At 64.4% G+C, this 21075-nt stretch carries 26 protein-coding genes; 13 read left to right on the top strand and 13 right to left on the bottom strand.

All coding sequences use genetic code 11. The annotated features are described in order from the left end of the window. Positions 1 to 76: 76 nt before the first annotated feature. The 4 genes from fusA to SARO_RS21465 all read right to left on the bottom strand — a co-directional run bounded on the left by fusA (position 77) and on the right by SARO_RS21465 (position 3848). The gene (gene fusA, locus SARO_RS06235; protein ID WP_011444904.1) at positions 77 to 2149 is read right to left on the bottom strand and encodes an elongation factor G; all 2073 of its coding nucleotides are present in this window, start codon (positions 2147 to 2149) and stop codon (positions 77 to 79) included. An 84-nt stretch (positions 2150 to 2233) separates the two neighbouring features. Next, positions 2234 to 2704: a 30S ribosomal protein S7 gene (rpsG, locus tag SARO_RS06230; RefSeq protein ID WP_011444903.1), complete on the bottom strand. Its 471-nt coding sequence runs from the start codon at positions 2702 to 2704 to the stop codon at positions 2234 to 2236. 101 nt (positions 2705 to 2805) lie between these two features. After that, a complete protein-coding gene (rpsL, locus tag SARO_RS06225) occupies positions 2806 to 3177 on the bottom strand; it encodes a 30S ribosomal protein S12 (RefSeq protein ID WP_011444902.1) in 372 nt (123 codons plus the stop codon). Between the two features lie 326 nt (positions 3178 to 3503). Continuing rightward, on the bottom strand, positions 3504 to 3848 hold the full coding sequence (locus tag SARO_RS21465; RefSeq protein ID WP_234007411.1) for a hypothetical protein: 345 nt from the start codon (positions 3846 to 3848) through the stop codon (positions 3504 to 3506). Positions 3849 to 4156: 308 nt separating this feature from the next. Between SARO_RS21465 and SARO_RS20165 the strand changes: the two genes are divergently transcribed. After that, positions 4157 to 4399, top strand: a complete 243-nt coding sequence (locus SARO_RS20165) for a hypothetical protein (protein ID WP_049759325.1) — start codon at positions 4157 to 4159, stop codon at positions 4397 to 4399. After that, positions 4383 to 4820, top strand: coding sequence for an energy transducer TonB (locus SARO_RS06215; RefSeq protein ID WP_049759324.1), 438 nt, complete (start codon positions 4383 to 4385; stop codon positions 4818 to 4820). Before SARO_RS20165 ends, SARO_RS06215 begins: the two co-directional genes overlap by 17 nt. A 41-nt stretch (positions 4821 to 4861) precedes the next feature. Here SARO_RS06215 and SARO_RS06210 read toward each other — a convergent pair whose 3' ends face one another. The 4 genes from SARO_RS06210 to SARO_RS06195 form a co-directional block, all read right to left on the bottom strand. Next, the gene (locus SARO_RS06210) at positions 4862 to 5380 is read right to left on the bottom strand and encodes a winged helix DNA-binding protein (protein ID WP_011444900.1); all 519 of its coding nucleotides are present in this window, start codon (positions 5378 to 5380) and stop codon (positions 4862 to 4864) included. 61 nt (positions 5381 to 5441) lie between these two features. Next, positions 5442 to 5888, bottom strand: a complete 447-nt coding sequence (locus tag SARO_RS06205; protein WP_011444899.1) for a hypothetical protein — start codon at positions 5886 to 5888, stop codon at positions 5442 to 5444. 37 nt (positions 5889 to 5925) lie between these two features. Further along, complete coding sequence (locus SARO_RS06200; RefSeq protein ID WP_011444898.1) at positions 5926 to 6282, bottom strand: hypothetical protein; 357 nt, start codon at positions 6280 to 6282, stop codon at positions 5926 to 5928. 102 nt (positions 6283 to 6384) lie between these two features. After that, complete coding sequence (locus SARO_RS06195; RefSeq protein WP_143004784.1) at positions 6385 to 6996, bottom strand: helix-turn-helix transcriptional regulator; 612 nt, start codon at positions 6994 to 6996, stop codon at positions 6385 to 6387. A 128-nt stretch (positions 6997 to 7124) separates the two neighbouring features. On the opposite strand from SARO_RS06195, the gene SARO_RS06190 reads away from it, so the two are divergent. The 3 genes from SARO_RS06190 (at position 7125) to SARO_RS06180 (ending at position 9878) form a co-directional block, all read left to right on the top strand. Further along, entirely contained in the window at positions 7125 to 8768 is a 1644-nt protein-coding gene (locus tag SARO_RS06190) for a sensor histidine kinase (RefSeq protein ID WP_011444896.1), read from the top strand. Next, positions 8765 to 9391 (top strand): response regulator, encoded by a 627-nt coding sequence (locus SARO_RS06185; protein ID WP_011444895.1) that lies wholly within the window; start codon positions 8765 to 8767, stop codon positions 9389 to 9391. The genes SARO_RS06190 and SARO_RS06185 overlap by 4 nt, the downstream gene beginning before the upstream one ends. Positions 9392 to 9476: 85 nt before the next feature. Then, on the top strand, positions 9477 to 9878 hold the full coding sequence (locus SARO_RS06180) for a Rap1a/Tai family immunity protein (protein WP_011444894.1): 402 nt from the start codon (positions 9477 to 9479) through the stop codon (positions 9876 to 9878). A gap of 85 nt (positions 9879 to 9963) precedes the next feature. On the opposite strand, the gene SARO_RS06175 is transcribed toward SARO_RS06180, so the two are convergent. Continuing rightward, positions 9964 to 10806: a class III extradiol dioxygenase family protein gene (locus tag SARO_RS06175; protein WP_011444893.1), complete on the bottom strand. Its 843-nt coding sequence runs from the start codon at positions 10804 to 10806 to the stop codon at positions 9964 to 9966. Then, positions 10806 to 11207, bottom strand: a complete 402-nt coding sequence (locus tag SARO_RS06170; protein ID WP_049759492.1) for a protocatechuate 4,5-dioxygenase subunit alpha — start codon at positions 11205 to 11207, stop codon at positions 10806 to 10808. Before SARO_RS06170 ends, SARO_RS06175 begins: the two co-directional genes overlap by 1 nt. Before the next feature lie 185 nt (positions 11208 to 11392). On the opposite strand from SARO_RS06170, the gene SARO_RS06165 reads away from it, so the two are divergent. Both SARO_RS06165 and SARO_RS06160 read left to right on the top strand, forming a co-directional pair. Continuing rightward, a complete protein-coding gene (locus SARO_RS06165; protein ID WP_041550200.1) occupies positions 11393 to 11764 on the top strand; it encodes a hypothetical protein in 372 nt (123 codons plus the stop codon). Between the two features lie 262 nt (positions 11765 to 12026). Further along, positions 12027 to 12923 carry a sensor histidine kinase gene (locus SARO_RS06160; protein ID WP_143004783.1) on the top strand — a complete coding sequence of 299 codons (897 nt, stop codon included), beginning with the start codon at positions 12027 to 12029 and terminating at the stop codon, positions 12921 to 12923. A 15-nt stretch (positions 12924 to 12938) separates the two neighbouring features. On the opposite strand, the gene SARO_RS06155 is transcribed toward SARO_RS06160, so the two are convergent. Then, on the bottom strand, positions 12939 to 13529 hold the full coding sequence (locus SARO_RS06155; protein WP_041550199.1) for a LuxR C-terminal-related transcriptional regulator: 591 nt from the start codon (positions 13527 to 13529) through the stop codon (positions 12939 to 12941). Between the two features lie 164 nt (positions 13530 to 13693). On the opposite strand from SARO_RS06155, the gene folE reads away from it, so the two are divergent. From folE to SARO_RS06140, 3 genes are read left to right on the top strand one after another with little or no spacing between them, the layout of a single operon-like run. Further along, the gene (gene folE / locus SARO_RS06150; protein ID WP_041550778.1) at positions 13694 to 14290 is read left to right on the top strand and encodes a GTP cyclohydrolase I FolE; all 597 of its coding nucleotides are present in this window, start codon (positions 13694 to 13696) and stop codon (positions 14288 to 14290) included. Between the two features lie 31 nt (positions 14291 to 14321). Beyond that, entirely contained in the window at positions 14322 to 15290 is a 969-nt protein-coding gene (locus tag SARO_RS06145; protein WP_041550776.1) for an NAD(P)/FAD-dependent oxidoreductase, read from the top strand. A 60-nt stretch (positions 15291 to 15350) separates the two neighbouring features. Beyond that, positions 15351 to 15812, top strand: coding sequence for a PaaI family thioesterase (locus SARO_RS06140; protein ID WP_011444887.1), 462 nt, complete (start codon positions 15351 to 15353; stop codon positions 15810 to 15812). Between the two features lie 8 nt (positions 15813 to 15820). Here SARO_RS06140 and SARO_RS06135 read toward each other — a convergent pair whose 3' ends face one another. Both SARO_RS06135 and SARO_RS06130 read right to left on the bottom strand, forming a co-directional pair. Further along, complete coding sequence (locus SARO_RS06135) at positions 15821 to 16729, bottom strand: LysR family transcriptional regulator (RefSeq protein WP_011444886.1); 909 nt, start codon at positions 16727 to 16729, stop codon at positions 15821 to 15823. Between the two features lie 118 nt (positions 16730 to 16847). Further along, a complete protein-coding gene (locus tag SARO_RS06130; protein ID WP_011444885.1) occupies positions 16848 to 17597 on the bottom strand; it encodes an IclR family transcriptional regulator in 750 nt (249 codons plus the stop codon). 102 nt (positions 17598 to 17699) lie between these two features. Here SARO_RS06130 and SARO_RS06125 point away from each other — a divergent pair, with 102 nt between their 5' ends. Genes SARO_RS06125 through SARO_RS06115 form a run of 3 tightly spaced genes read left to right on the top strand, consistent with a single transcriptional unit; the run spans position 17700 to position 21070 of the window. After that, entirely contained in the window at positions 17700 to 18617 is a 918-nt protein-coding gene (locus SARO_RS06125; RefSeq protein ID WP_011444884.1) for an SDR family NAD(P)-dependent oxidoreductase, read from the top strand. An 11-nt stretch (positions 18618 to 18628) separates the two neighbouring features. Continuing rightward, positions 18629 to 19813, top strand: coding sequence for an acyl-CoA dehydrogenase family protein (locus tag SARO_RS06120; RefSeq protein ID WP_011444883.1), 1185 nt, complete (start codon positions 18629 to 18631; stop codon positions 19811 to 19813). A 27-nt stretch (positions 19814 to 19840) separates the two neighbouring features. Beyond that, the gene (locus SARO_RS06115) at positions 19841 to 21070 is read left to right on the top strand and encodes a CoA transferase (protein WP_011444882.1); all 1230 of its coding nucleotides are present in this window, start codon (positions 19841 to 19843) and stop codon (positions 21068 to 21070) included. Positions 21071 to 21075 lie beyond the last annotated feature (5 nt).

Below are 21075 nucleotides of genomic sequence, written 5' to 3'. Positions count from 1 at the left end.
TCTCAAGTGTGCAGATACTGCGGGAATTGGACGGCACCCGCTGAATCGAGCGCCGCCCCTAATGCTATCCGTGCTCTTATGCAAGCTTCGCCTTGAGCTCGGTCGCGACGTTCGCCGGGACCTCGTCGTAATGGTCGAAGAACATGGAGTAGTTCGCACGGCCCTGGGTGAACGAGCGGAGCTGGTTCACGTAGCCGAACATGTTCGCCAGCGGCACCATGGCGGTGACCGCCTGGGCATTGCCGCGGGTGTCGGTGCCCTGGATCTGGCCACGACGCGAGTTGATGTCGCCGATCACGTCGCCGAGATATTCGTCCGGCGTGATCACCTCGACCTTCATGATCGGTTCGAGCAGCTTGATGCCGGCCTTCTGGGCCGCTTCGCGCATCGCGCCGCGGGCGCAGATTTCGAAGGCCAGCGCCGACGAGTCGACGTCGTGGTAGGCGCCGTCGTAGAGCAGGACTTCGAAGTCGATGATCGGGAAGCCGATCAGCGAGCCGGTGGCTGCCGTTTCGCGGAAGCCCTTTTCGATCGCGGGGATGTATTCCTTCGGAATGTTACCGCCCTTGATCTCGTCCTTGAAGACGAAGCCCGAACCGCGTTCACCCGGCGTGACCTTGACCTTCACGCGGCCGAACTGACCCGTGCCGCCCGACTGCTTCTTGTGGGTGTGATCAAGATCGATCGCCTTGGCGAGGTATTCGCGATAGGCCACCTGCGGCGCACCGACGTTCGCCTCGACCTTGAACTCGCGCTTCATGCGGTCGACAAGGATTTCGAGGTGAAGTTCGCCCATGCCCTTGATGATGGTCTGGCCCGATTCGTGATCGGTCGAGACGCGGAACGAGGGGTCCTCGGCGGCGAGGCGATTGAGCGCGATGCCCATCTTTTCCTGGTCGGCCTTGGTCTTCGGTTCCACCGAAAGCTCGATAACCGGCTCGGGGAATTCCATGCGCTCGAGAATGATCGGCTGCTTTTCCGAGCACAGCGTGTCGCCCGTGGTGGTCTCCTTCAGACCGGCCAGAGCCACGATGTCGCCCGCATAGGCTTCTTCGATGTCCTCGCGGCTGTTCGCATGCATCAGCAGCATGCGGCCAACCTTTTCCTTCTTGTTCTTCACCGAGTTCAGGTAACTACCCTTGCTCAGCGTGCCCGAATAGATGCGGGTGAAGGTGAGCGAACCCACGAACGGGTCGTTCATGATCTTGAACGCCAGAGCCGAGAACGGCGCGTCGTCCGAGGTGGCGCGGCTATCCGGCTCGTCGGTGTCGGGGTTGATGCCCTGCACGTCCTCGATGTCGAGCGGCGAGGGCATGAAGTCCACGACCGCGTCGAGGAGGGCCTGCACGCCCTTGTTCTTGAACGACGAACCGCACAGCACCGGCACGAAGGCGTGAGCCAGCGTACCCTTGCGCAGCAGCGCCTTGAGCGTGGCGGCGTCGGGCATGGTGCCTTCGAGATAGGCTTCCATGGCCGCATCGTCCTGCTCGACGGCAAGCTCGATCAGCTTTTCGCGATATTCGGCGGCCTTGTCGGCCATGTCCGCCGGGATGTCCTCGTAGAAGAACTCGGCGCCAAGGCTCTCGTCCTTCCAGATGATCGCGCGTTCGTTGATAAGGTCGACCAGACCCTTGAACTCGCTCTCCGCGCCGATCGGGAGATAGAGCACGGCCGGCTTCGCGCCGAGACGGTCGATGATCGTCTGGACGCAATAGTAGAAGTTCGCGCCGGTGCGGTCGAGCTTGTTGATGTAGCACATCCGCGGCACGCCGTACTTGTCAGCCTGACGCCACACGGTTTCCGACTGGGGCTCAACGCCGGCAACGCCGTCAAACGCGGCAACCGCGCCGTCAAGCACGCGCAGCGAACGCTCGACTTCAATAGTGAAGTCGACGTGGCCGGGGGTGTCGATGATGTTCAGGCGGTGATCGTTCCAGAAGCAAGTCGTCGCGGCCGACGTGATGGTGATGCCGCGTTCCTGCTCCTGCTCCATCCAGTCCATCGTGGCGGCGCCTTCGTGGACTTCGCCGATCTTGTAGGACTTGCCGGTGTAATAGAGGATGCGCTCGGTCGTCGTCGTCTTGCCGGCGTCGATGTGCGCCATGATGCCGAAATTGCGGTAGCGCTCGAGCGGATGGCTGCGTGCCATGATGCTGTTCCTTGGGAGTATGGGGGAGCCTCGGAGGCTCCGCCCATATGGTTACGTTCGTGACCGTTTAAAGACGGACCACCCTTACCAGCGATAATGGCTGAACGCGCGGTTCGCGTCGGCCATGCGGTGGGTGTCTTCGCGCTTCTTGACGGCGTTTCCGCGGTTGTTGGCAGCATCGAGCAGCTCGGCCGAAAGGCGCGCGGCCATCGTGGTTTCCGAGCGGTTGCGGGCAGCCGTGATCAGCCAGCGGATGGCGAGGGCCTGGGCACGCTCCGGACGGACTTCGACCGGAACCTGATAGGTCGCACCACCGACGCGGCGCGAGCGCACTTCGATCTGCGGACGGACGTTGTTCAGCGCATCATGGAAGAGCTGGACGGGATCCGCCTTCGCACGGGTCTGCATCACTTCCAGCGCACCGTAGACGATGCTTTCAGCGACCGACTTCTTGCCGTCGAGCATGAGGTTGTTCATGAACTTCGACAGGACCTGATCACCGAACTTCGGGTCGGGCAGGATGACCCGCTTTTCCGGACGACGACGACGTGACATCTTGAATTCCTTCTTACCGGACCGGAACTGAGCCGATCCCTGAACCTGCGAGACGCTTCAGCGAAACCGGAGCGAACAAGCGCCCAGCCCCGCCGCAGACATCACTTCGGACGCTTGGCGCCGTACTTCGAGCGCGACTGCTTGCGATCCTTGACGCCCTGCGTATCGAGCACGCCGCGCAGGACGTGGTAGCGAACGCCGGGAAGGTCGCGGACGCGGCCGCCGCGGATGAGCACGACCGAGTGCTCCTGCAGGTTGTGGCCTTCACCCGGAATGTACGAGATGACTTCGCGGCTGTTGGTCAGGCGGATCTTGGCGACCTTGCGGAGAGCCGAGTTCGGCTTCTTCGGGGTGGTCGTGTAGACGCGGGTGCAGACGCCGCGCTTCTGCGGGTTCTGCTCCATCGCAGGGACCTTCGACTTGGCCTTCTGCGGTTCGCGGCCCTTGCGGACCAGCTGATTGATAGTAGGCATGAAGTACTCTTCACCTTGGTTGTGACCCAATCGGCAAGGTGAAGGACGCAGCGCCCGCAAATGCCTGAAAGCGGGGCCAAGCCCCGCCGCCGCTGCATCGCGAGCCGAAACGCTCCACCCGGACGCGAGGGCCGGGTTACTTTGACGGATTACGCGGCAGGACAGTCCTTCCGCACGCACCGGCAATGTTCAGCTCAGCCGCGAAGCCGGAATCGGGATCGCGGAAGTGCGGGCCCCTAGTCCAGTTTGGCGGTCCGGTCAAGCAACGGCCCCCTACCCACCCCTGCCAAAGGATCATCCCGCCCCAGGACGCGACGAAAGGTCTTTTAGTTTCCATGAGTTGCGGAACATGCGCGGCCCGCTCCGGTTAATCTGGCATGGGCCCGGATCGAGGCCCCAAGCGGAGAGAGACGATGCACAACAAGAACGGAAACGAGCTTGGTCACCAGCAGGATGGCCCCCAGCGCGAACGCAACATGGCACAGCAGGGCGGCTCGCACCGGAGCGGGCAGCAGGATCAGCAGGGCAGCCGTAGCGGCCAGCAGGGCGGCTCCGATCAGAGTGGCCAGCAGAATCAGCAGAGCGATGGCATGGGCCAGCAGGGCGACCAGCAGGGTCGGCAATCCGCACGTCAGGCAGGGCGCCAGTCCGGTCAGGATAGCCGCCAGCAACGTCGCGATCGTTCGGACAACTGACCGGGGCAACGACCGCCCGCGGCACCAGGCGGTTGGACAGCCGGGCACCTAGACCCGGCGCGCGGCGGGACTTCCCTCAGTTCCCGGGAAGTCCCGCCGCTTTGCAATCGCAAAAGCCTCACCACCCCAGAGATGCATAAATTCAACCTTTGCAGTTGAGATTCTTGTGGCGCCCTCCCCCTCAGGATGGTAGTTTCCAATGTTACCGAATGCCCCACTTGGGGCCCCTCTTCCGGGACGGCCAGCCAGGCGATGGGGCGTCGGCAATGGAAGAGGTGTTGCCAATGGCATATGCAATCGAAAACGCGGGAAGAAGGCGGGCACAGGCACTGGTTGCGGTGGGTCTGCTGCACGGCGTGGCGATCTGGGCGATCGCTTCGGGGTTTGCGGGTGGCGTTGTGAATATCGTTCGCGACACGCTGGTAGCGCAGCAGTGGCGGGAAGAAGTGAAGATCACTCCAATAAGCACCGCCCGAGGTAAAGCCCTCGGCGAAGCCGGTCGAAACAAGGATGGTCGCGCCGCGTAGCGAGATCACGCTGGCACCGGTAGATCCCTCGATCGGCGTCCGGCCGGTCGAAATCGGGCCGATCTTGCCCGTCGAGTTCGCACCGATCGGTCCGGTCGAAGTGAAGCCGTCGCCTTCGGCGTCTTTCGCCACGCGGACCGCTGCTCCGAAATCACCACCAGCATCATGGGTGTCGGATCGGGACTATCCCAGCAGCGCCATCCGCCAGGAGCGCGAAGGCGTGACACGCTTCCGCCTGACCATCGGTCCGGACGGCCGAGTCACAGGTTGCGAGATCACCGGTTCGAGCGGTTCGGCAGACCTGGACGCAGCGACGTGCAGCAAAGTGAGCGCGAGAGCACGCTTCATACCGGCGCTGGGCAACGACGGCATGCCGACGAGCGGCACCTACACAAGCGCGGTCCGCTGGGTCCTGCCCTGAAAGCACATCCGGGCGGTGTCATTAGCCGCCCGGATGGCAATTCACTCGGCGAGGCGCAGACGCGCGTCCGCGGAAGTACCGTCACCGAAAGCGCGACGTATCCCGGCATGGAGGTTGGCGAGGCAACCATCCATCGCCACCAATCCGGCCCGCGTGAGGCGCACGAAGGTGCGGCGTCCGTCGCGACCATCGTCCTCGCGCTCCACCAGGCCGCGCGCTTCGAGTATGCGCAGCCAGCGCAGCGCCGTCGTCGGCGGCACGTGAGCCCCAATGCAAGCGCTCGTCGTGGGGACACGCCTGTCCTCGCGGGCGGCGAGATAGAGATCCAGCAGGATGTCCCAGGTCGGCTCTCCGAACAGGTCCACCGGCAGGAATTTGTGACGGCGGCGGCGGCTCGCGTAGATTTCGCGGGCGACTTCCACATTGCAGGCGATCGTCGCGGCGTCGAGCGTATCGGCAGCGACAGCGGGGACCTGCCCGTCGGTGCGCGGTTCGCTGCGGCGGCCGGCGATGATGGTCCTGCCACTGGCGAGCGTGGCACGCATGGAACGAACGGTCATTGTGATCTGCTCCCGGTAACAAACTGGATGGAACGGTGCCGGCTGGAGGAGGCAGGACGGATCATGCAAAGCGCCACGCGTGATAGCGGCCAATTCGCTCCTCCCGCCGCACATGCGCCAGCGTTCCGCCGAAGATGGCCACGGCCTGGATCGACATGGGCATCTGCGTCATGGCGAAGTAGCCGTAGCGCACCAGTGACAGGTCGATGATCTTGGCAACATGCCCGAGCACGACGATGATCTGCGCGGCGCAGGCCCAGATCGGCCAGCCCCTGTTGGCCTGGAGCGCGACCCACAGCAGGGCGATCATCGCCCAAGTGTCGATCACCACATGTCCCGGATCGAGCGCAAAGAACGCCGGCTGTCCGAACATCGAGTGATTGAACACATCCAGGACGCTGGTCGAAATGAGGACAAGCGCCACAAGGCGCTCCGGCTCCCCACCCTTGCGTGCGGCGAAGGCCAGAACGGCCAGGATCGACAGCCTGAGCAGCCAGATCAGGAACATGACGTGTCACCCGTTGCAGGCAGGGCGGGCATTCCCGTCAGGCGACCCGGAGCACGGCAGGAACGCCCGCAGGCAGTTCGGCAGACCCGGTGGCGCCCTTCGGGGGGCAATCGTCGACCATGCCGCTGCCGACTTCGCGACCGACGTCGAGCAACTTGCCATGGACCCGGGCCAGTTCGCCGCTGGCATGGAGCACGGCTTTCTGGCTGGCGGCGAGCCGCAGGAGGGCTTCCTGGCCCGTGAATGGTCCGACGGAAGCCTCGCGCCGGGCGCGGACCATCGTCGCGAGCAGGTTCGCCTGCCGGATCAGCACTTCATCGAGTGCAGCTTCCGCTTCGTGCAGGTCACGGGTGATGCGCAGGCCGTGGACGGTAACATGATCGGCATTGGTCATCTTCAAGCCCTGCCGCGTTGCCACGGCAGCCCCCTTGCAAAGGGGCCGCGCGCGCAACGCGCCCTGCCCCGGTTGTCAGCGGGAAATGAAGGACCGGCCTCGTCAGCGATCGAGCATGGAGGAAAGTTGCGCAAACATCGTCAACCCTCCCAGCACGATCAGGATCAGGAATACCGTGACCGCGGCGATATAGCCCAGTCGCATCAGCGTTCCGTACGGCCCGTCGAACATTTCCGGGAGGACCCGGTAGCGGACCAGTCCTTCATCGCCCTGCGGCAGGGTGTTCGAGGACGGTCCGACATCCGTGTCGTCCCGGTACGGTTGTGACGCTGGAAGCGGCGGAAATCCTAGGTCGGAAAGTCCATATACGGGTTGTTCGTATGTCTCCACAAGGCGCCGGTAGGCCTGGGCAACCTCGCCGCGGGTCGCGACGCCAAGCTTGGCGCGAGCCAGCATGATGCGCTGGTCCACCGTGTGCGGGGAGATGCCAAGCTGGCGTGATATCTCCTTGGACGTCTTGTGCTGGATAAGCAGGTCGAGGACTTCCCGCTGCTTCGCGGTCAGACTGAGCAGCGGATTTTCGATCTCGTCTACGGCCACTGTCATTTTGTCTTTACGCCCCGAAGCAACCACCGTCTTCCCGCCAGAAAAGGTTAATTGCACGAGTTCCATTGTGAACCAGAACCACGCATTTTCCAATGCCGAACGCGGCATCGTGCACTTTCCGAAAAAACCAAGTCTAAATATGAAAGTAACCGTTACCGTCCCTATTTCATACGGCGCCGCTATCCGCGCTTGCGCGGTTCGTGCAGGGTAGCAGGGGCGAATCGGAAGGGGATAAAGTGAGCGCGAAGGGATGGACACGCAGGACCGGTCGCGTGATCGCGACGGGGCGTGCCGTACTCGCGCTGACCTTTCTCCTCGCGCTCTGGCTCGATCCGGTGGTCCCGGTCCGCGGGGTGACGCTGGGTTACGCGCTGGTCAGCAGCTACCTGCTGTGGACGGCGCTGCTGATGATCATCGCCTGGCGGAGCTGGTGGTACGACTTCAGGCTCGCCCCGGTCGCCCAGGTCGTGGACATCCTGATGTTCCTGTCGGCGGTCTACTTCACCGAAAGTCCCTTCACCGAATTCCAGAGCCCGTTCCTGGCCTTCGCAGCCTTCATGCAGGTCAGCGCGATGGTGCGGTGGAATTGGCGCGCGACGGCGCTGACAGCGCTCGTCCTGCTCAGCACCAACCTCGCGTTCGGCATCACGTTGTACCAGATGGGGCTGGACATCGACCTGTTCCGGTTCTCGCGGCGCACGATCTACATGATCGTGCTGTCCTCGATCCTCATCTGGCTCAGCATGTCGCGCGGGAGCGGGCGAACCGTGGCGTTTGCCGAGCCTCCGGGCATTCCGGGCGAACGACGCGACCTGCTGCTTGACAGCGCGCTCCGGGCGGCGGCGGCAACCCTCGGTGCCGAGCAGGTCGCCCTGGCCTTCGCGGCGAGCGAAGAACCGTGGATCGAAATGCGGCGGCTCACGGCAAAGGGGATCGTGACCGAACGGCTTGCCCCCGAGGGCCTTGCCGACGAACTCCTCGGTCGGCGCTCGACCGCAATCTTCAGCCGCTCGCGAAAGCGCCAGCTCGCTCTGGCCGAAGACGGTGGGCTCGAGGCACTGGACGGGCCGGTCGAATCCCGCCTTGCCGACCTGCTCGGGGCAGACGAAGGCATCATCGCCTCAGTGCAGAGCGTGACCGGATCGGGCCATCTCGTCGCCTGGGACCACAAGAACCTGAGCTTCGACGACATCGCGCTGGTGCGGGCCCTGGCGGACGAGATCGGGCACGCGCTGGACCGCGAGGAAATGGCGCGGCTGGCCCGCAGCGCCGCCGAGACCGGGGTTCGCCAGGCCGTCGCCCGAGACCTGCACGACAGCGTGGCACAGTTCCTCGCAGGGACGTTGTTCCGCCTGGAAGCGCTGCGCCGCTGGATCCGCGAGGGCAACGATCCCGAGGGCGAGATAGATTCCATCAAGAATGCCCTGCGCCGCGAGCAAGGACAGTTGCGCCTCCTGATCCAGCGCCTGCGTCGCGGGCAGGAAGGCGACCGGCGCACCGAGATCGGCGAGGAACTGCGCGATCTGCTGGCCGAGGCCAGCGGCCATTGGCACATCGAGACCGAGCTGGTCATGGACCAGCGCCCCCTGCCGGTTTCCGTACAGCTCAGCCACGAGATCAGGCAGCTCGTGCGCGAGGCAGTGGCCAACGCGGCGCGCCATGGCAAATGCGGAAAAGTGAAGGTCGAGCTTTCGGAACAGGCCGGCCACCTCAACCTTGCCATTACCGATGACGGCAAAGGGTTTCCCCAGATCCCCAATGCCCCCCGCCCCCGCTCGATCAGCGAACGCGTCGAGGCACTGGGCGGTCGCTTCGAACTTCACAGCGACGGGGCCGGAACGCGCCTCGCCATTGCCCTAAGATCCGGAGAACCTGCATGATTCCTGTTCTGGTTGCTGACGACCATGGCTTCATCCGCGCCGGTGTCGAAGCCGTGTTGCGGGGCACGCGTTTCTCCGTCGTGGCAACCACGGCGAGTGGCGAGGAAACGCTCGACGCGATCAAGACCCACGATCCGGCGGTGGTCCTCCTCGACATCAACATGCCCGGCATGAACGGTGTCCAGGCGCTGGAAGCCCTGCGCGAACGCGGCGACAAGCGTCCGGTCGTGCTGCTGACCGCCGAGATCAACGACCGCCAACTCATCTCCGTCATGCGCGCGGGCGTAGACGGGATCGTGTCGAAGGACGGCGCGGAGGAAGGGCTGGTGGAAGTTCTTGAGAAAGTCCACGCGGGACAGAAAGCCATCGAACCGAACTTCCTGCAACGCGCGCTCGATCTCTCGCTTCGCCCGGACTCGCAAGGGCCGCTTGCCAAGCTGAACCCGCGCGAGCGCAAGATCGCCGCGCTCGTCGCGCGGGGAATGCGCAACCGCGACATTGGCGCCGAACTCGGCATCGGCGAGGGCACCGTGAAAGTCTATCTCCACACGATGTACCAGAAGCTCGGCATCGACAACCGCACCGAACTGGCCCTGTTGGCGGTGAACGAACAGGAAGGGTGAAATGCGCCGCCTCCGGTTCGGCGGGCAAAATCCCGGATCGAAACTGCGTCCAGGGTGTTGTCCCGTCGTCTAGACGGGAGTTGCAATGTTCAGGAATGCTGTTGGAATCGGCATGGCGGCTGCGCTTGGCCTGTCCGCCACAGCCGCGCGGGCCGAATGGATGAGCGGAAACCAGTTGCGCGACGCCTGCTCGACCTCGGCGCCGGTCGACCGTGCCATGTGCCTGTCATACGTGATCGGCGTACTCGACGGCCTGCGCTACCTCGACCAGCCCCCGAAAGTGCCAGAGGATGCAACGGCCGGCCAAGTTCGTGACGTGGTGGTGAAGTACCTGGCAGACCATCCGGAGACGCGGAACCAGCAAGGCCGCGCACTCGTGCGGGCAGCCATTGTGAATGCCTGGCCCGACATTCAGTCGAAGGCAGCCGCGAAGGCCGAGACCACCACGCGAAAGAAGGCACGCACCAAACGTCGCACAGCGGGGTAGACGCAGCCTGCGAGGCCAGCGCCCCCTCCCCCGCCCGTCCCGCGAGCGCGAGAAAGGCGGGGGGCCAGCATATGTGGCGGAGCCGTCAGGCAGGCTCGAGGAGGAGGCTGGCGGCCGCAGTATTGCTGATGGGGATATGGTAGTTCCGGCTGACCTCGTGCAGCGGCACATCGCCCATTGCCCCGCGCGCCGCGATCCAGTTGAGAATCTCGACGCCCTGCGTTCCGGCAAGCTCGGCTACCTGCTCGGCGGTATGGCCGGTCAGGGCGTCGGGATTGGCCGCAAGATTATCAAGGCAGAACATGTCGTAGTCCGGGTTCATGAAACCCGCGCGTGGACCGTCCAGCTGATGCGAAAGCCCGCCGGTACCACAAATCAGGACACGTTCGTCACCGGCCCAGGATTGCAGCGCGCGACCTACCGCACGGCCAAGCGCAAGGCAGCGCTTAGGACTCGGCAGCGGATATTGCACGGTGTTGATCGAGATCGGGACGAGCTTGATCGGCCAGCTCTCCGCACCCGGGTAGATCAGTTCGAACGGGATCGAAACCGCGTGATCGACCAGCATCTTCTGGCAGGTTGTGATGTCGAACTCGTCACGCACCAGACTGTCGATCAGGTGCCAGGAAAGCGCCGGGTGACCGGCGAAGCTCTTGTAGACCGGCAGGCCCCAGCCCTCGTCGGCATTGTCGTAGCGCTCTGCCGCACCGACGGCAAAGGTCGGCATCTTGTCGAGGAAGAAGTTGAGGCCGTGGTCGTTGGAAAAGACGATTGCGACGTCAGGCCGGGCCTCCACCAGCCATTCGCGGATGGGCGGGTAGCCATCGAAGAACGGCTTCCAATAAGGCGTTTCCTGATCGCCGCGAACGATGGCGCCGCCAATGCCCGGGACGTGGCTGGTGAAATAACCGCCAATGACCTTGGCCATCACGCGTTCTCCTTGTTGGGAATACTGTCGGCCCAGCGCACGAGCATGGCCTTGAAATCAGCGACCGACATGCCGGTCTGCAATGCGCCCAGGTCCTGCACGCCAAGGCCGAAAATGCCGGCCAGCTTGGCCAGATAATAGACGTTCCCGCCCGCATCGAGCATCGCGAGCACATCGCGATCGGCCACGGCCTTGCGTTGCTGCGGCGTCAGGTTGAACTTGCGGCAATAGGCTTCTTCATCGGCCAGAAAGGCCTCGCGATTGGCTTTTTCGTTGAAGGAAAAACACATCGCGTTGAGCTCGTATCCGCGCGTGGCGAGATCGCCATCGAACAGCGGAATCGCGCGGCGGAGCGCCTTGTCCACGGCCGCCCGGTCCTCGCGGTTTCCTTCAGGTGTCATGTCCGCTTCTCCCTTCCGGCCCGAATCGATCCCCGAGAGGGAAGCGCGGCCGACGGACATTTCATATGCAACACATACGAATTTTCCTTGATCGAGGTCAAACACGCCCGCCCCCAATGGTTTACGCGAGCGTAAGTAACGTAACGGGCTGTCGCCGCCTTGGTTAATCGCTAGAAATTCACGACATGCCCCTGAGCAACGCAGAACGACAACGCCGCTATCGCCAGAACCTGAAGGCGCGCGCTTCCGGCGCTGCGATCGTCGACCAGGCCCGGCGGGCTGTGGAGCGGGCAGTGCTGGCGCTCTGGGCCTATCACGAACGTCCATCGCCCACCGGGGTACCGTGGAGCGAGATCGACGGATGCCGCACGCTCGACGAATATCGCTCCGAACTGGAACGTTCTCCAGTCAATCTTCTGCAGACATGCCGCGCATTCCGGCCCGACTTCCAGGGCCTTTTGCCTCACGAGGCGCGGGCAATTGCCGATGTCATCGAACTGGCGGACGCATTGCGCCTGACGCCGCGCGAGCCGATCAGGATTCCCGAGGTGGCCTGACAAGACCAGCGCAAGGCGCCTTCTCATCATTTCATTATGGTTAACCCGAAACCACTCTGGCGCGATCCTTCCGCAATTGCCTTGCGCCGGAGCAGTGGTTCGCCCTAGGCTCGCTCCAAAGAACGATTGCGTCCGGGGTCGCAGCCGCGCAAGAGCCTCATGGGGGAAGGCAGGGGTTTTGGATTCTGGTAAACGCGCACGTGGACAATTCGTTCGCGCCCTGATCGAGCGTGATCGCGGACCCGTGTCCTCGCTGGCCTGGATGGCCGGCCTTCTGCTCGTGCCTACCGCCTTGCGCATGTCGCTCGACACCGGGTCGCTGGGATTGCCGTTCCTGACGTTCTGGCCAAGCATCCTTATCGCCGCGCTGGTCCTGGAGCTAAGGTTCGCGGCCATATTCGCACTGGTGACCGCGTTTTTCGCGCAGCGCACTTTCGGCGGGGGCGCGTGGTTCCACGAAGTGACCACCGTCCGCGTGGTATTCTTCCTCCTCTTCGCCACGTCGGCCGGCATGATCGTCGGCACTGGCACCATGCTGCGCCGGGTGCTGCGAGAGCTGGGCCAGGTCAACGAGCGACAGCAACGCTACAACACAGAGCTGCGCCACCGCGTCCGCAACATGCTCATGCTGATCCAGGCGCTCGCATCGCGCGGGCCCAAGGCCACCTCACCGATGGATTTCTACAAGGAATTCTCGCTGCGCATCGAGGGCCTTGCCGAGGCCAGCGACCTGCTCCAGATCGGCGCGGAAACAGAGGGCCGATTACCTCAGCTTGCGCGGCAGACCGTCGCCCCGTTCGACCGGGACGGGCGCATCCGCCTGAGCGGCGAGCCATGCATCCTGCCGGCAGACAGCTGCATCCCGCTCATCATGGCGCTGCACGAACTTTGCACGAACGCGATAAAGCACGGCGCGCTGTCAAACGAGCGCGGCAGGGTCGAATTAAGCTGGTTCATCGGATCGGGCGGGTCGACACTGTTCCTGCTTTGGACGGAAAAAGGTGGTCCGCAAGTGAAAGCGCCTGATCGCGAAGGCCTGGGCACGCGCCTGCTGATGCCGCAGCCGGGGCTCGACGGGGTGGAACTGAATTTCGATCCCGATGGGGTATGGTGCGAGTTCAGGATCGAAGGCGCCAAGGCCCTGACGGTTTCGGCCTGAGGCCGCAAAAAGGACCTAGAACCCAGCTTCGATGGCTACGCGGATCGCGTCGGCGCTGGTCTTGACGTCGAGCCCCTTGAGCACGGCGGAACGATGCATCTTCACCGTGCGCTCGCTCAGTCCCAGTTCGTAGGCGATCTGCTTGTTGAGCTTGCCCGCTGCCATCAGCACGAGAATTTCCTTCTGGCGGCGGCTGAGACGTTCGACCCGCTCGGCAGCGCCATTGCGGCGCGCGTCGTTGGCCTGGCCCTGGTCCTCGGCAATTTCGACCTGAGAGCCGAGAAAGTATTCGACCTCGCCGTCGGCATCGAAGATCGGCGCGACCATGACCGCGTTGCGAAAACGCGTGCCATCCTTCTTGTAGTTGACGATCTCGACCATGACCGGCTGCTTGCGCCAGATCCCGTCGCGCAGGATGCGTGCCTTGTCGTCTTCCGTCCCGCTCCCGCGAAGGAAGCGGCAGTTGCGGCCAATGATCTCCTCGCGCGCATAGCCGGTCAGTTCGACGAACGCGTCATTGCAGGCAATGATCGGGTTGTCCGGCAAACGCGGATTGCTGATGACGGCGGCCGTCGGACTGGAAGCGATCATCTCGGCTATGGACATGGGACGTATATACGTGCGTTTTCCCGGTATTCCAATGCGTGCCCTTTGGTCCGTGTTGGCAGGAAGCGGGGCGGGGCGCATCCGCAGGGCATCCCGCAACATTGCCACACCGGAGCCTTGCCGCAATGAACGTGCTCTCCCCATCCCTCGCCGCGTCGTCCGGCATGGCCGACGTGATCGGCGAGGACGGCAAGATCGTGGTGCCGGCCGACGTCGAGGAGGCGATCCGCACCCTCATCCGCTGGTCAGGCGACCAGCCCGAGCGCGAAGGCCTGCTCGACACGCCCAAGCGCGTGGCGCGGGCCTGGCGGGAATATTGCAGCGGCTATGCTCAGGACCCGGGGCTTCACCTGTCCCGCACGTTCGAGGAAGTCGGCGGCTACGATGAAGTCGTGCTGTTGCGCGACATCCCCTTTCAGAGCCACTGCGAACACCACATGGCGCCGATCACCGGGACCGCATCGATCGCCTACCTGCCCCGCGACCGGGTGGTCGGCATCTCGAAGCTCGCCCGCGTACTGCACGGATTTGCGCAGCGGCTGCAGGTGCAGGAACGGCTGACCGCGGAAGTGGCGCAATGCATCTGGGACAATCTCAAGCCGCACGGCGTCGCGGTGGTGATCGAGGCGCAGCATGGCTGCATGACCGGGCGCGGCGTCAGGACGCACGGCGTGGGCATGGTTACCAGCCGGATGCTCGGCTGCTTCCTCGATGACGCGAGCAGCCGCAAGGAAGTTCTGGCCCTGATGGGACGGGGTTGATGGGACGGGGCTCAAACGGCTGAAAATGCAGATGCATGTTGCAATCGTTGGCGCGGGCATGGCCGGTCTTTCCTGCGCAAGCCATCTCGTGCGTGCAGGTCACAGGGTCTCGCTCTTCGACAAGGGGCGCGGACCGGGCGGGCGCATGTCGACGCGCCGCATGGAAACGCCGCTGGGCGATGCCCATTTCGACCATGGCGCGCAGTACTTCACAGTCCGCGACCCGGCATTCATGGCGCAAGTCGCGCGCTGGTCGGCAAGCGGCGTGGCCGCGCCATGGCCGGCGGCGGGGACCGGCGCCTGGGTCGGTGTTCCGGGAATGAACGCGGTGATCCGCGAAATGGCGGAGCGACACGATGTCACATTCGGCTGGCACGTGCGCGGGCTGGTCAACAGGAACGGAGGCTGGCTCCTGACCGGCGACGCATCCGGCGGACAGCGAGTGCAGGACGGACCATTCGACGCGGTCGTGGTCTCGATCCCGCCCGAGCAGGCCGCGGCGATCGTCGCGCTGCACGACCTGTCGCTGGCATCGACGGCACTGGCGGCACGGTCGCAGCCGTGCTGGACGGGCATGTACGCCTTTGCCGAACGCTTGCCGACGCGGCGCGATGCGGTGCGGGAAGCAGGCCTCGTCAGTTGGGCGGCCCGCAATGGCGCCAAGCCGGGGCGCACCGGACCGGAAACCTGGGTCGTGCAGGCAACGCCGCAGTGGTCGGCCGACCATATCGAAGATTGCGCCGACGCGGTGGCTGGCACGCTCCTCTCATCGCTGGGCGAAGCGCTGGGGGTGGACATTGCTGTCCCGGTGGTGGCTTCGGCGCACCGCTGGCGTTATGCCATGTCGACAGGAAGCGACCTCGGGGCACTGTGGAGCGCGACGTCACGGATCGGCATCTGTGGCGACTGGCTGCTTGGACCGCGCGTCGAGAACGCATGGCTTTCGGGACGTACGCTGGCCGAGCGAATGCTGGCGAGTGTGCCGCAGGCAGCAGCCTGAAAGCCATTGTCAATAGATCGCATATCGACAGGGCGCGCAGGAGCGCCCTAAGAAACGCGCATGAGCGAGAACAGTGAAGCTCCGATCAGGGGCAATTTCGAGCGCGTGACGCGGGGGCCCTTCGAAGGTTGGTGGAAGTGGTCGGGCAAGGACCCCTTCGAGGACGGCACCGGCCCGTTCTTCGTGACCAGGGACGAGCGCGGGATCGTCACCGGTTTCATGCCGGAGCAGAAGAACCTCAATGGTCACGGCATCGTCCACGGTGGCGCCCTGATGACTTTCGCCGACTTCTCGCTGTTCATGGTGGCAGCTTCGAACGGCGACGAGGTGACGGGGGTGACCGTAACGCTCAACTGCGAATTCGTGAGCGGAGCACAAGCCGGCGAGATGCTGACCTCGCGCGGGGAACTAGTGCGAGCCGGCGGTAGCCTCGTCTTCGCAAGAGGCACGATCTTCTGCGGCGAGACGCCCGTCCTGTCCTATTCGGGCACGATCAAGCGGGCGCGGCGCGTCTCGCACTGACCGACATATCAGGCGTTCTCGGAAGCGACCTCGCGCATCTGCTGACGAAGCCATGCCAGCCCGGCGTCTTCGGCACGCGCCTCATGGAACTGCATCATTTCCTGCATGGTCGGGAAATCGAACGGCATCCGCGCCCAGGCCAGGTTGAAACGGCGTGCGATCTGGCGGACCAGCCGCTCGTGCAGCACGGCAAGGCGCGAGGTGCCTTCAATGAACCACGGTGCGGAAGCGAAGCTGCCGACCGTCACCTCGACCCGCCGCTCGCGCCCCATGCGGCTGAGCGCGGAATCCGCGAAGGCCGGCGTGCGGTTCGCGCCGAACGCGACGGTCACATGACCGGCCGCGTAGAAGTCGTCTGCGGTCACCCCCCGCGCAAAGATCGGGTTCTGCGCCCAGCCGACGACCACCTGCTCCTCGTCGAAAAGCACCTCGCTAGGGTGCCACGAGGCGAGGAAGGGCTCGGGCGTGACCAGCAGGTCTGCCCTTCCCGCTTCGAGTTCGGCTACGCTGTGTTCGTTGGGCTGGATGATCTCGATACGCACGCCGGGCGCGGTGCGGGCGAAGCGTTCGATCAGCGGTACCAGCACGGCGACCATGATGTAGTCCGAACCGATGATGCGGAAGCGGCGGGTCGACGTCGACGGATCGAACTCGGTCGGCATCGAGATCGCCCGCTCGACCCTGCGCAGGGCCTGCTGTATCTGAGGGTGCAACGCCTCGGCGAATGGCGTGGGATGCATCCGCTTGCCAACGGCGACGACAATCTCGTCCCTGAAATAGTCGCGCAAGCGGCGCAGCGCGGCACTCGTCGCGGGCTGGGTCAACCCGATCCGCTCCGCCGCGCGGGTCACGCTGCGCGTTTCCATCAGCGCATCGAACACGACGAGCAGGTTTAGATCGAGACCCTTGAAACGCATCGGCGGAAAGCTCCGATTCAATCATGGAGTGATTGATGGGGGGGCATGACCACAATTGCGATGGATTGTGAAGTGCCCCGCGCACCTCAATGTGAACGTGCCGTTCAAGACATAGGCGTCACAAGGCAAAGGCCGGGTCGGCTGCAAGGCGCAGCAGGCCTTCGCCCAGCGCCGCGATCTGCCGCGCATCGCGCGACGCAGCGAATACCGACGCGCTGACGCAGAACCGGACCGGGTCGCCCGGCGCATGAGGCGGAACTACGGCGCTGATGGAGCAAATGCCAGGATGGCCGAAGCCATCGTCGATTGCATAGCCGTCGCGCGCGGCACGACCGATCTGTTGCGCCCACGCGGGATAAGTGAGCGGCCGGCGCCATCGCACCTTGGCAAAGCGACGCTGGAGTTCCTTCTCGCCCGGGTTTTCATAAGCGGCAATTGCGCGCCCGGAGGCTCCCGAACCGAGCGGCTGGCGCTGCCCCTCGACCATGTGGATGCGCGTTGCCGCCCCGCTTTCGCCAAGCGCCACGAGGGCCAGGCGGTCCCCGGGCTGCACCTGCCAGAGGCCGACGGCGGCATCCTGCTCTTCCGCCAGCCGAGACAGCAGCGGACGGACGGCTGCAATCACCATGGCCGCGTCGTCGCGCAGCACGGCAAGGCCCTGCCAACCGGGTGAGAGCGTATAGCGCTTGCCATCGGCGTCACGGGTGATGGCCTGCTCGGCAAGAAGCGTGCGCAGCAGATTGAGGCCGCTCGACGGGCTGAGATCGAGCGCGCGACAGACGTCGGTCAAGGTCTGCGGCCCGCCGGCCTGCGCAAGGTGGCGCAGGATGGCGAACGCCTGGCTGACGGAATGGACGGGACCGGACATGGCGCGATGATACTTTTCATCATTATGAAAAGCAATTCTCGATGTTGAAAACTGTTAACTGTGCGGTTAGCGTCAGCCGAAGAACTGAAACTGGAGATTCGAATGGCAGGCGTGCTTGAAGGCAAAGTCGTTGCCGTGACCGGGGCTGGACGCGGGATCGGACGGGAGATTGCCCTGCTTTGCGCACGCGAAGGCGCGGCAGTCGTCGTCAACGATCCCGGCGTGGCGCAAGGCGGCGATGGCTCGGACGAAGGCCCGGCCCAGACCACCGTCAACGACATCGTTGCGGCAGGCGGCAGAGCCTGGGCAAACCTTGCCAGCGTTGCCGATCCCATGGGCGCCACCAGCATCGTCGAGGATGCCGTGCAGCGCTTTGGCCGGATCGATGCGGTGGTCAACAATGCCGGCATCCTGCGCGACACGATCTGGCACAAGATGTCCTACGAGGACTGGACCAGCGTGATCGACGTGAACCTTACTGGCGCGTTCAACGTGTCGAAGGCGGCGACTCCCTATTTCCGCGAGCAGTCTTCCGGCAGCTTCATCCACTTCACGTCCACCTCCGGCCTGATCGGCAACCTCGGCCAGGCGAACTACTCGGCGGCAAAGCTGGGGCTGGTCGCGATGTCGCAATCCATCGCGCTCGACATGGCGCGCTGGGGCGTGCGCTCCAACTGCATCGCGCCCTTCGCGTGGAGCCGCATGACCGCCTCGATCCCGGCCGAAACGCCAGAGCAGAAGCAGCGCGTGGAACGGATGAAGACGATGAGCGCGGACAAGATCGCGCCGCTCGTCGCCTATCTCGCCTCGGACCTCTCGCAGGACGTGACCAACCAGGTCTTCTCGGTCCGCAAGAACGAGATCGTGCTGTTCAGCAAGCCACGCCCGGTCCGCTCGATGGTCAAGCTCGAAGGCTGGACGCCTTCCGCCATCGCCGAGGAACTGATCCCGGCGTTCAAGCCCGCATTCGCGCGGGCGGACGAAGTCTCCGCCCACGTCTTCCCTTACGATCCGGTCTGAGGAGGCCTGAGATGAGCACGGTAAACCCTGGCATGGACGCCGAAATCTTCGACCAGTTCATCGAGCAGTTGCGCCGCTACGTACGCGAGCGGCTGATCCCCGCCGAGGACGAGGTGATTGCCCAGGATCGCATCCCGGACGACATCCTTGCCGAAATGCGCGAAATGGGCCTGTTCGGGATAACCATTCCCGAAGAGTTCGGCGGCGCGGGCATGAACATCAGCCAGTACATCGAAACGGTAAAGCAGCTTAGCTACGCGTCGCCAGCTTTCCGCTCCACCATCTCGATCAACATCGGCATGACTGGCAGCGCGATCAAGAACTTCGGCACGCCCGAACAGAAGGCCGAATGGCTGCCACGGATCGCCAGCGGCGAAATCGCCTGCTTCGGCCTGACCGAGCCGGGTTCGGGATCGGACAGCGCGGCAATGCAGACCATGGCAGTGCGCGATGGCAACGGCTACCGCCTTAACGGCACCAAGCGCTATATCACCAACAGCCCGAGCGCGAAGATCGGGCTGATCATGGCGCGCACCTCGAAAGAGGCGCTGCCGCGCAACGCCCACGTCTCGGCCTTCATCGTCGACATGACCGCACCTGGCATCAGCATCGGCAAGCCCGACAAGAAGATGGGCCAGTCTGGCGCGCAGATCGCCGACGTGATCATGGAAGACGTCCACGTCCCCGGATCGGCACTGGTCGGCGGAGAGGAAGGACGCGGCTTCCAGATCGCAATGCAGAGCCTCGACAACGGGCGCCTTTCAGTTGCGGGCATGGGCGTGGGCATGGGGCGCCGCGCGCTCGACACCGCGATCCGCTACGCCACCGAACGCAAGGCCTTCGGCGAAGCCATCGCCAACTTCCAGCTCATCCAGGCGATGCTCGCCGATAGCGAGGCGGAACTCTACGCCGCCGAATGCATGATCGCCGACGCCTGCGCCCGCGCCGACCGTGGCGAAAGCGTCCAGCGCAAGGCAGCAGCGGCCAAGCTGTTCTCCTCCGAAGCCTGCGGCCGCGTGGTCGATCGCTGCGTGCAGGTCTATGGCGGGGCAGGCTACCTCGCCGAATATCCGGCCGAGCGCTTCTTCCGCGACGCCCGCATCCTGCGCATCTACGAAGGCACCAGCCAGATCATGCAGTTGCAGATCGCCAAGCACCTGCTGCGCGAATTCGCAAGCGAAGGAAGCGTCTGGTGATCCCACCCGCCTTGGGGAAGCGCTGAAATGTACCAACTTCTCAACGGCCTTTCGATCGTCGAGGTCTCGTCGTTCGTCGCTTCGCCCACGGCGGGTCTCTACTGCGCCCAGATGGGCGCGGAAGTGATCCGCATCGACGACAGCCGGGGCGGGCTCGACTACAAGCGTTACATGATGACGCGAGAGGGTCGCTCGCTCTCGTGGGAAAACCTCAACCGCGCCAAGAAGAGCGTCGCGCTGGACCTTCAGTCTGCCGAGGGGCGCGAGCTTGCCGTGCAGCTTGCGCAGAAAACCGGGCAGGTGATCACCAACCTGCCGCTCGAAAGCTTCATGGCGCACGAAAGGATCGCGGCCGGACGGCCCGATCTCGTCTCGGTCCGGATCATGGGCTGGCACGACGGACGGCAGGCGATGGACTTCACGGTCAACGCCGCCTCGGGCTATCCGCTGATGACCGGGCCAGAGGAATGGGACCCGAAGGACGCCCCTCCGGTCAACCAGATCCTTCCCGCCTGGGACTTCATAACCGGCGCCTATTGCGCCTTCGCACTTCTGGCCGGGCTGCGCCACCGCGATGCAACCGGCCAGGGCAGCGAGCTTCGCGTGCCCTTGGGGGACGTGGCAATCGGCACGGCGTTCAATGCTGGCGCCGCACCCGAAATGCTCTATCGCGACGGGGACCGCGAGCGGATCGGCAATGCCATCTGGGGCGCGTTTGGCCGCGACTTCCGCAGCCGCGACGGCCACCGCTTCATGGTCGCCGCGCTCACCCCCAAGCAGTGGAAGGCGACGGTCGAGGCCTTCGATCTTGCCGAAGCCGTCGCCGCACTCGAGGCGGAACTCGGCGTCAGCTTCCTTGCCAGCGATCACTGGCGCTTCGTCCACCGCCACCGCCTGTTCGACCTGTTCCAGCAGGCGGCCGAAGGGTTCGACTATGCCGACCTCTCCCAGCGCATGACCCGCGCCGGCGCAACCTTCGAACGCTATCGCACCATGCACGAAATGGCCCGCGATCCCGATCTCGTCACCAGCAACCCGCTGTTCGGCCCCTCACCCGCCAATCCAAGCGGATTCGAGTATCCGGCGCCGCGCAGCTTCGCGAACATTCCCGATCGCGAGGCCGGTGACCCGATGCCTGCCCCATATCTCGGGCAACACAGCGAGGAAGTCCTCGCCGAACGCCTGGGCCTCTCCTCGGGCCAGATCGCCACGCTGATCGACCGGGGCGTGGTGGCACGATCCGACAAAGACCAATGATCAAT

Origin of the sequence: Novosphingobium aromaticivorans DSM 12444 (assembly GCF_000013325.1) — a bacterium.
GTDB classification, from domain to species: domain Bacteria; phylum Pseudomonadota; class Alphaproteobacteria; order Sphingomonadales; family Sphingomonadaceae; genus Novosphingobium; species Novosphingobium aromaticivorans.
The sequence above is the reverse complement of the archived record's forward strand: the minus strand, read 5'-3'. Positions and strand labels throughout refer to the sequence as shown.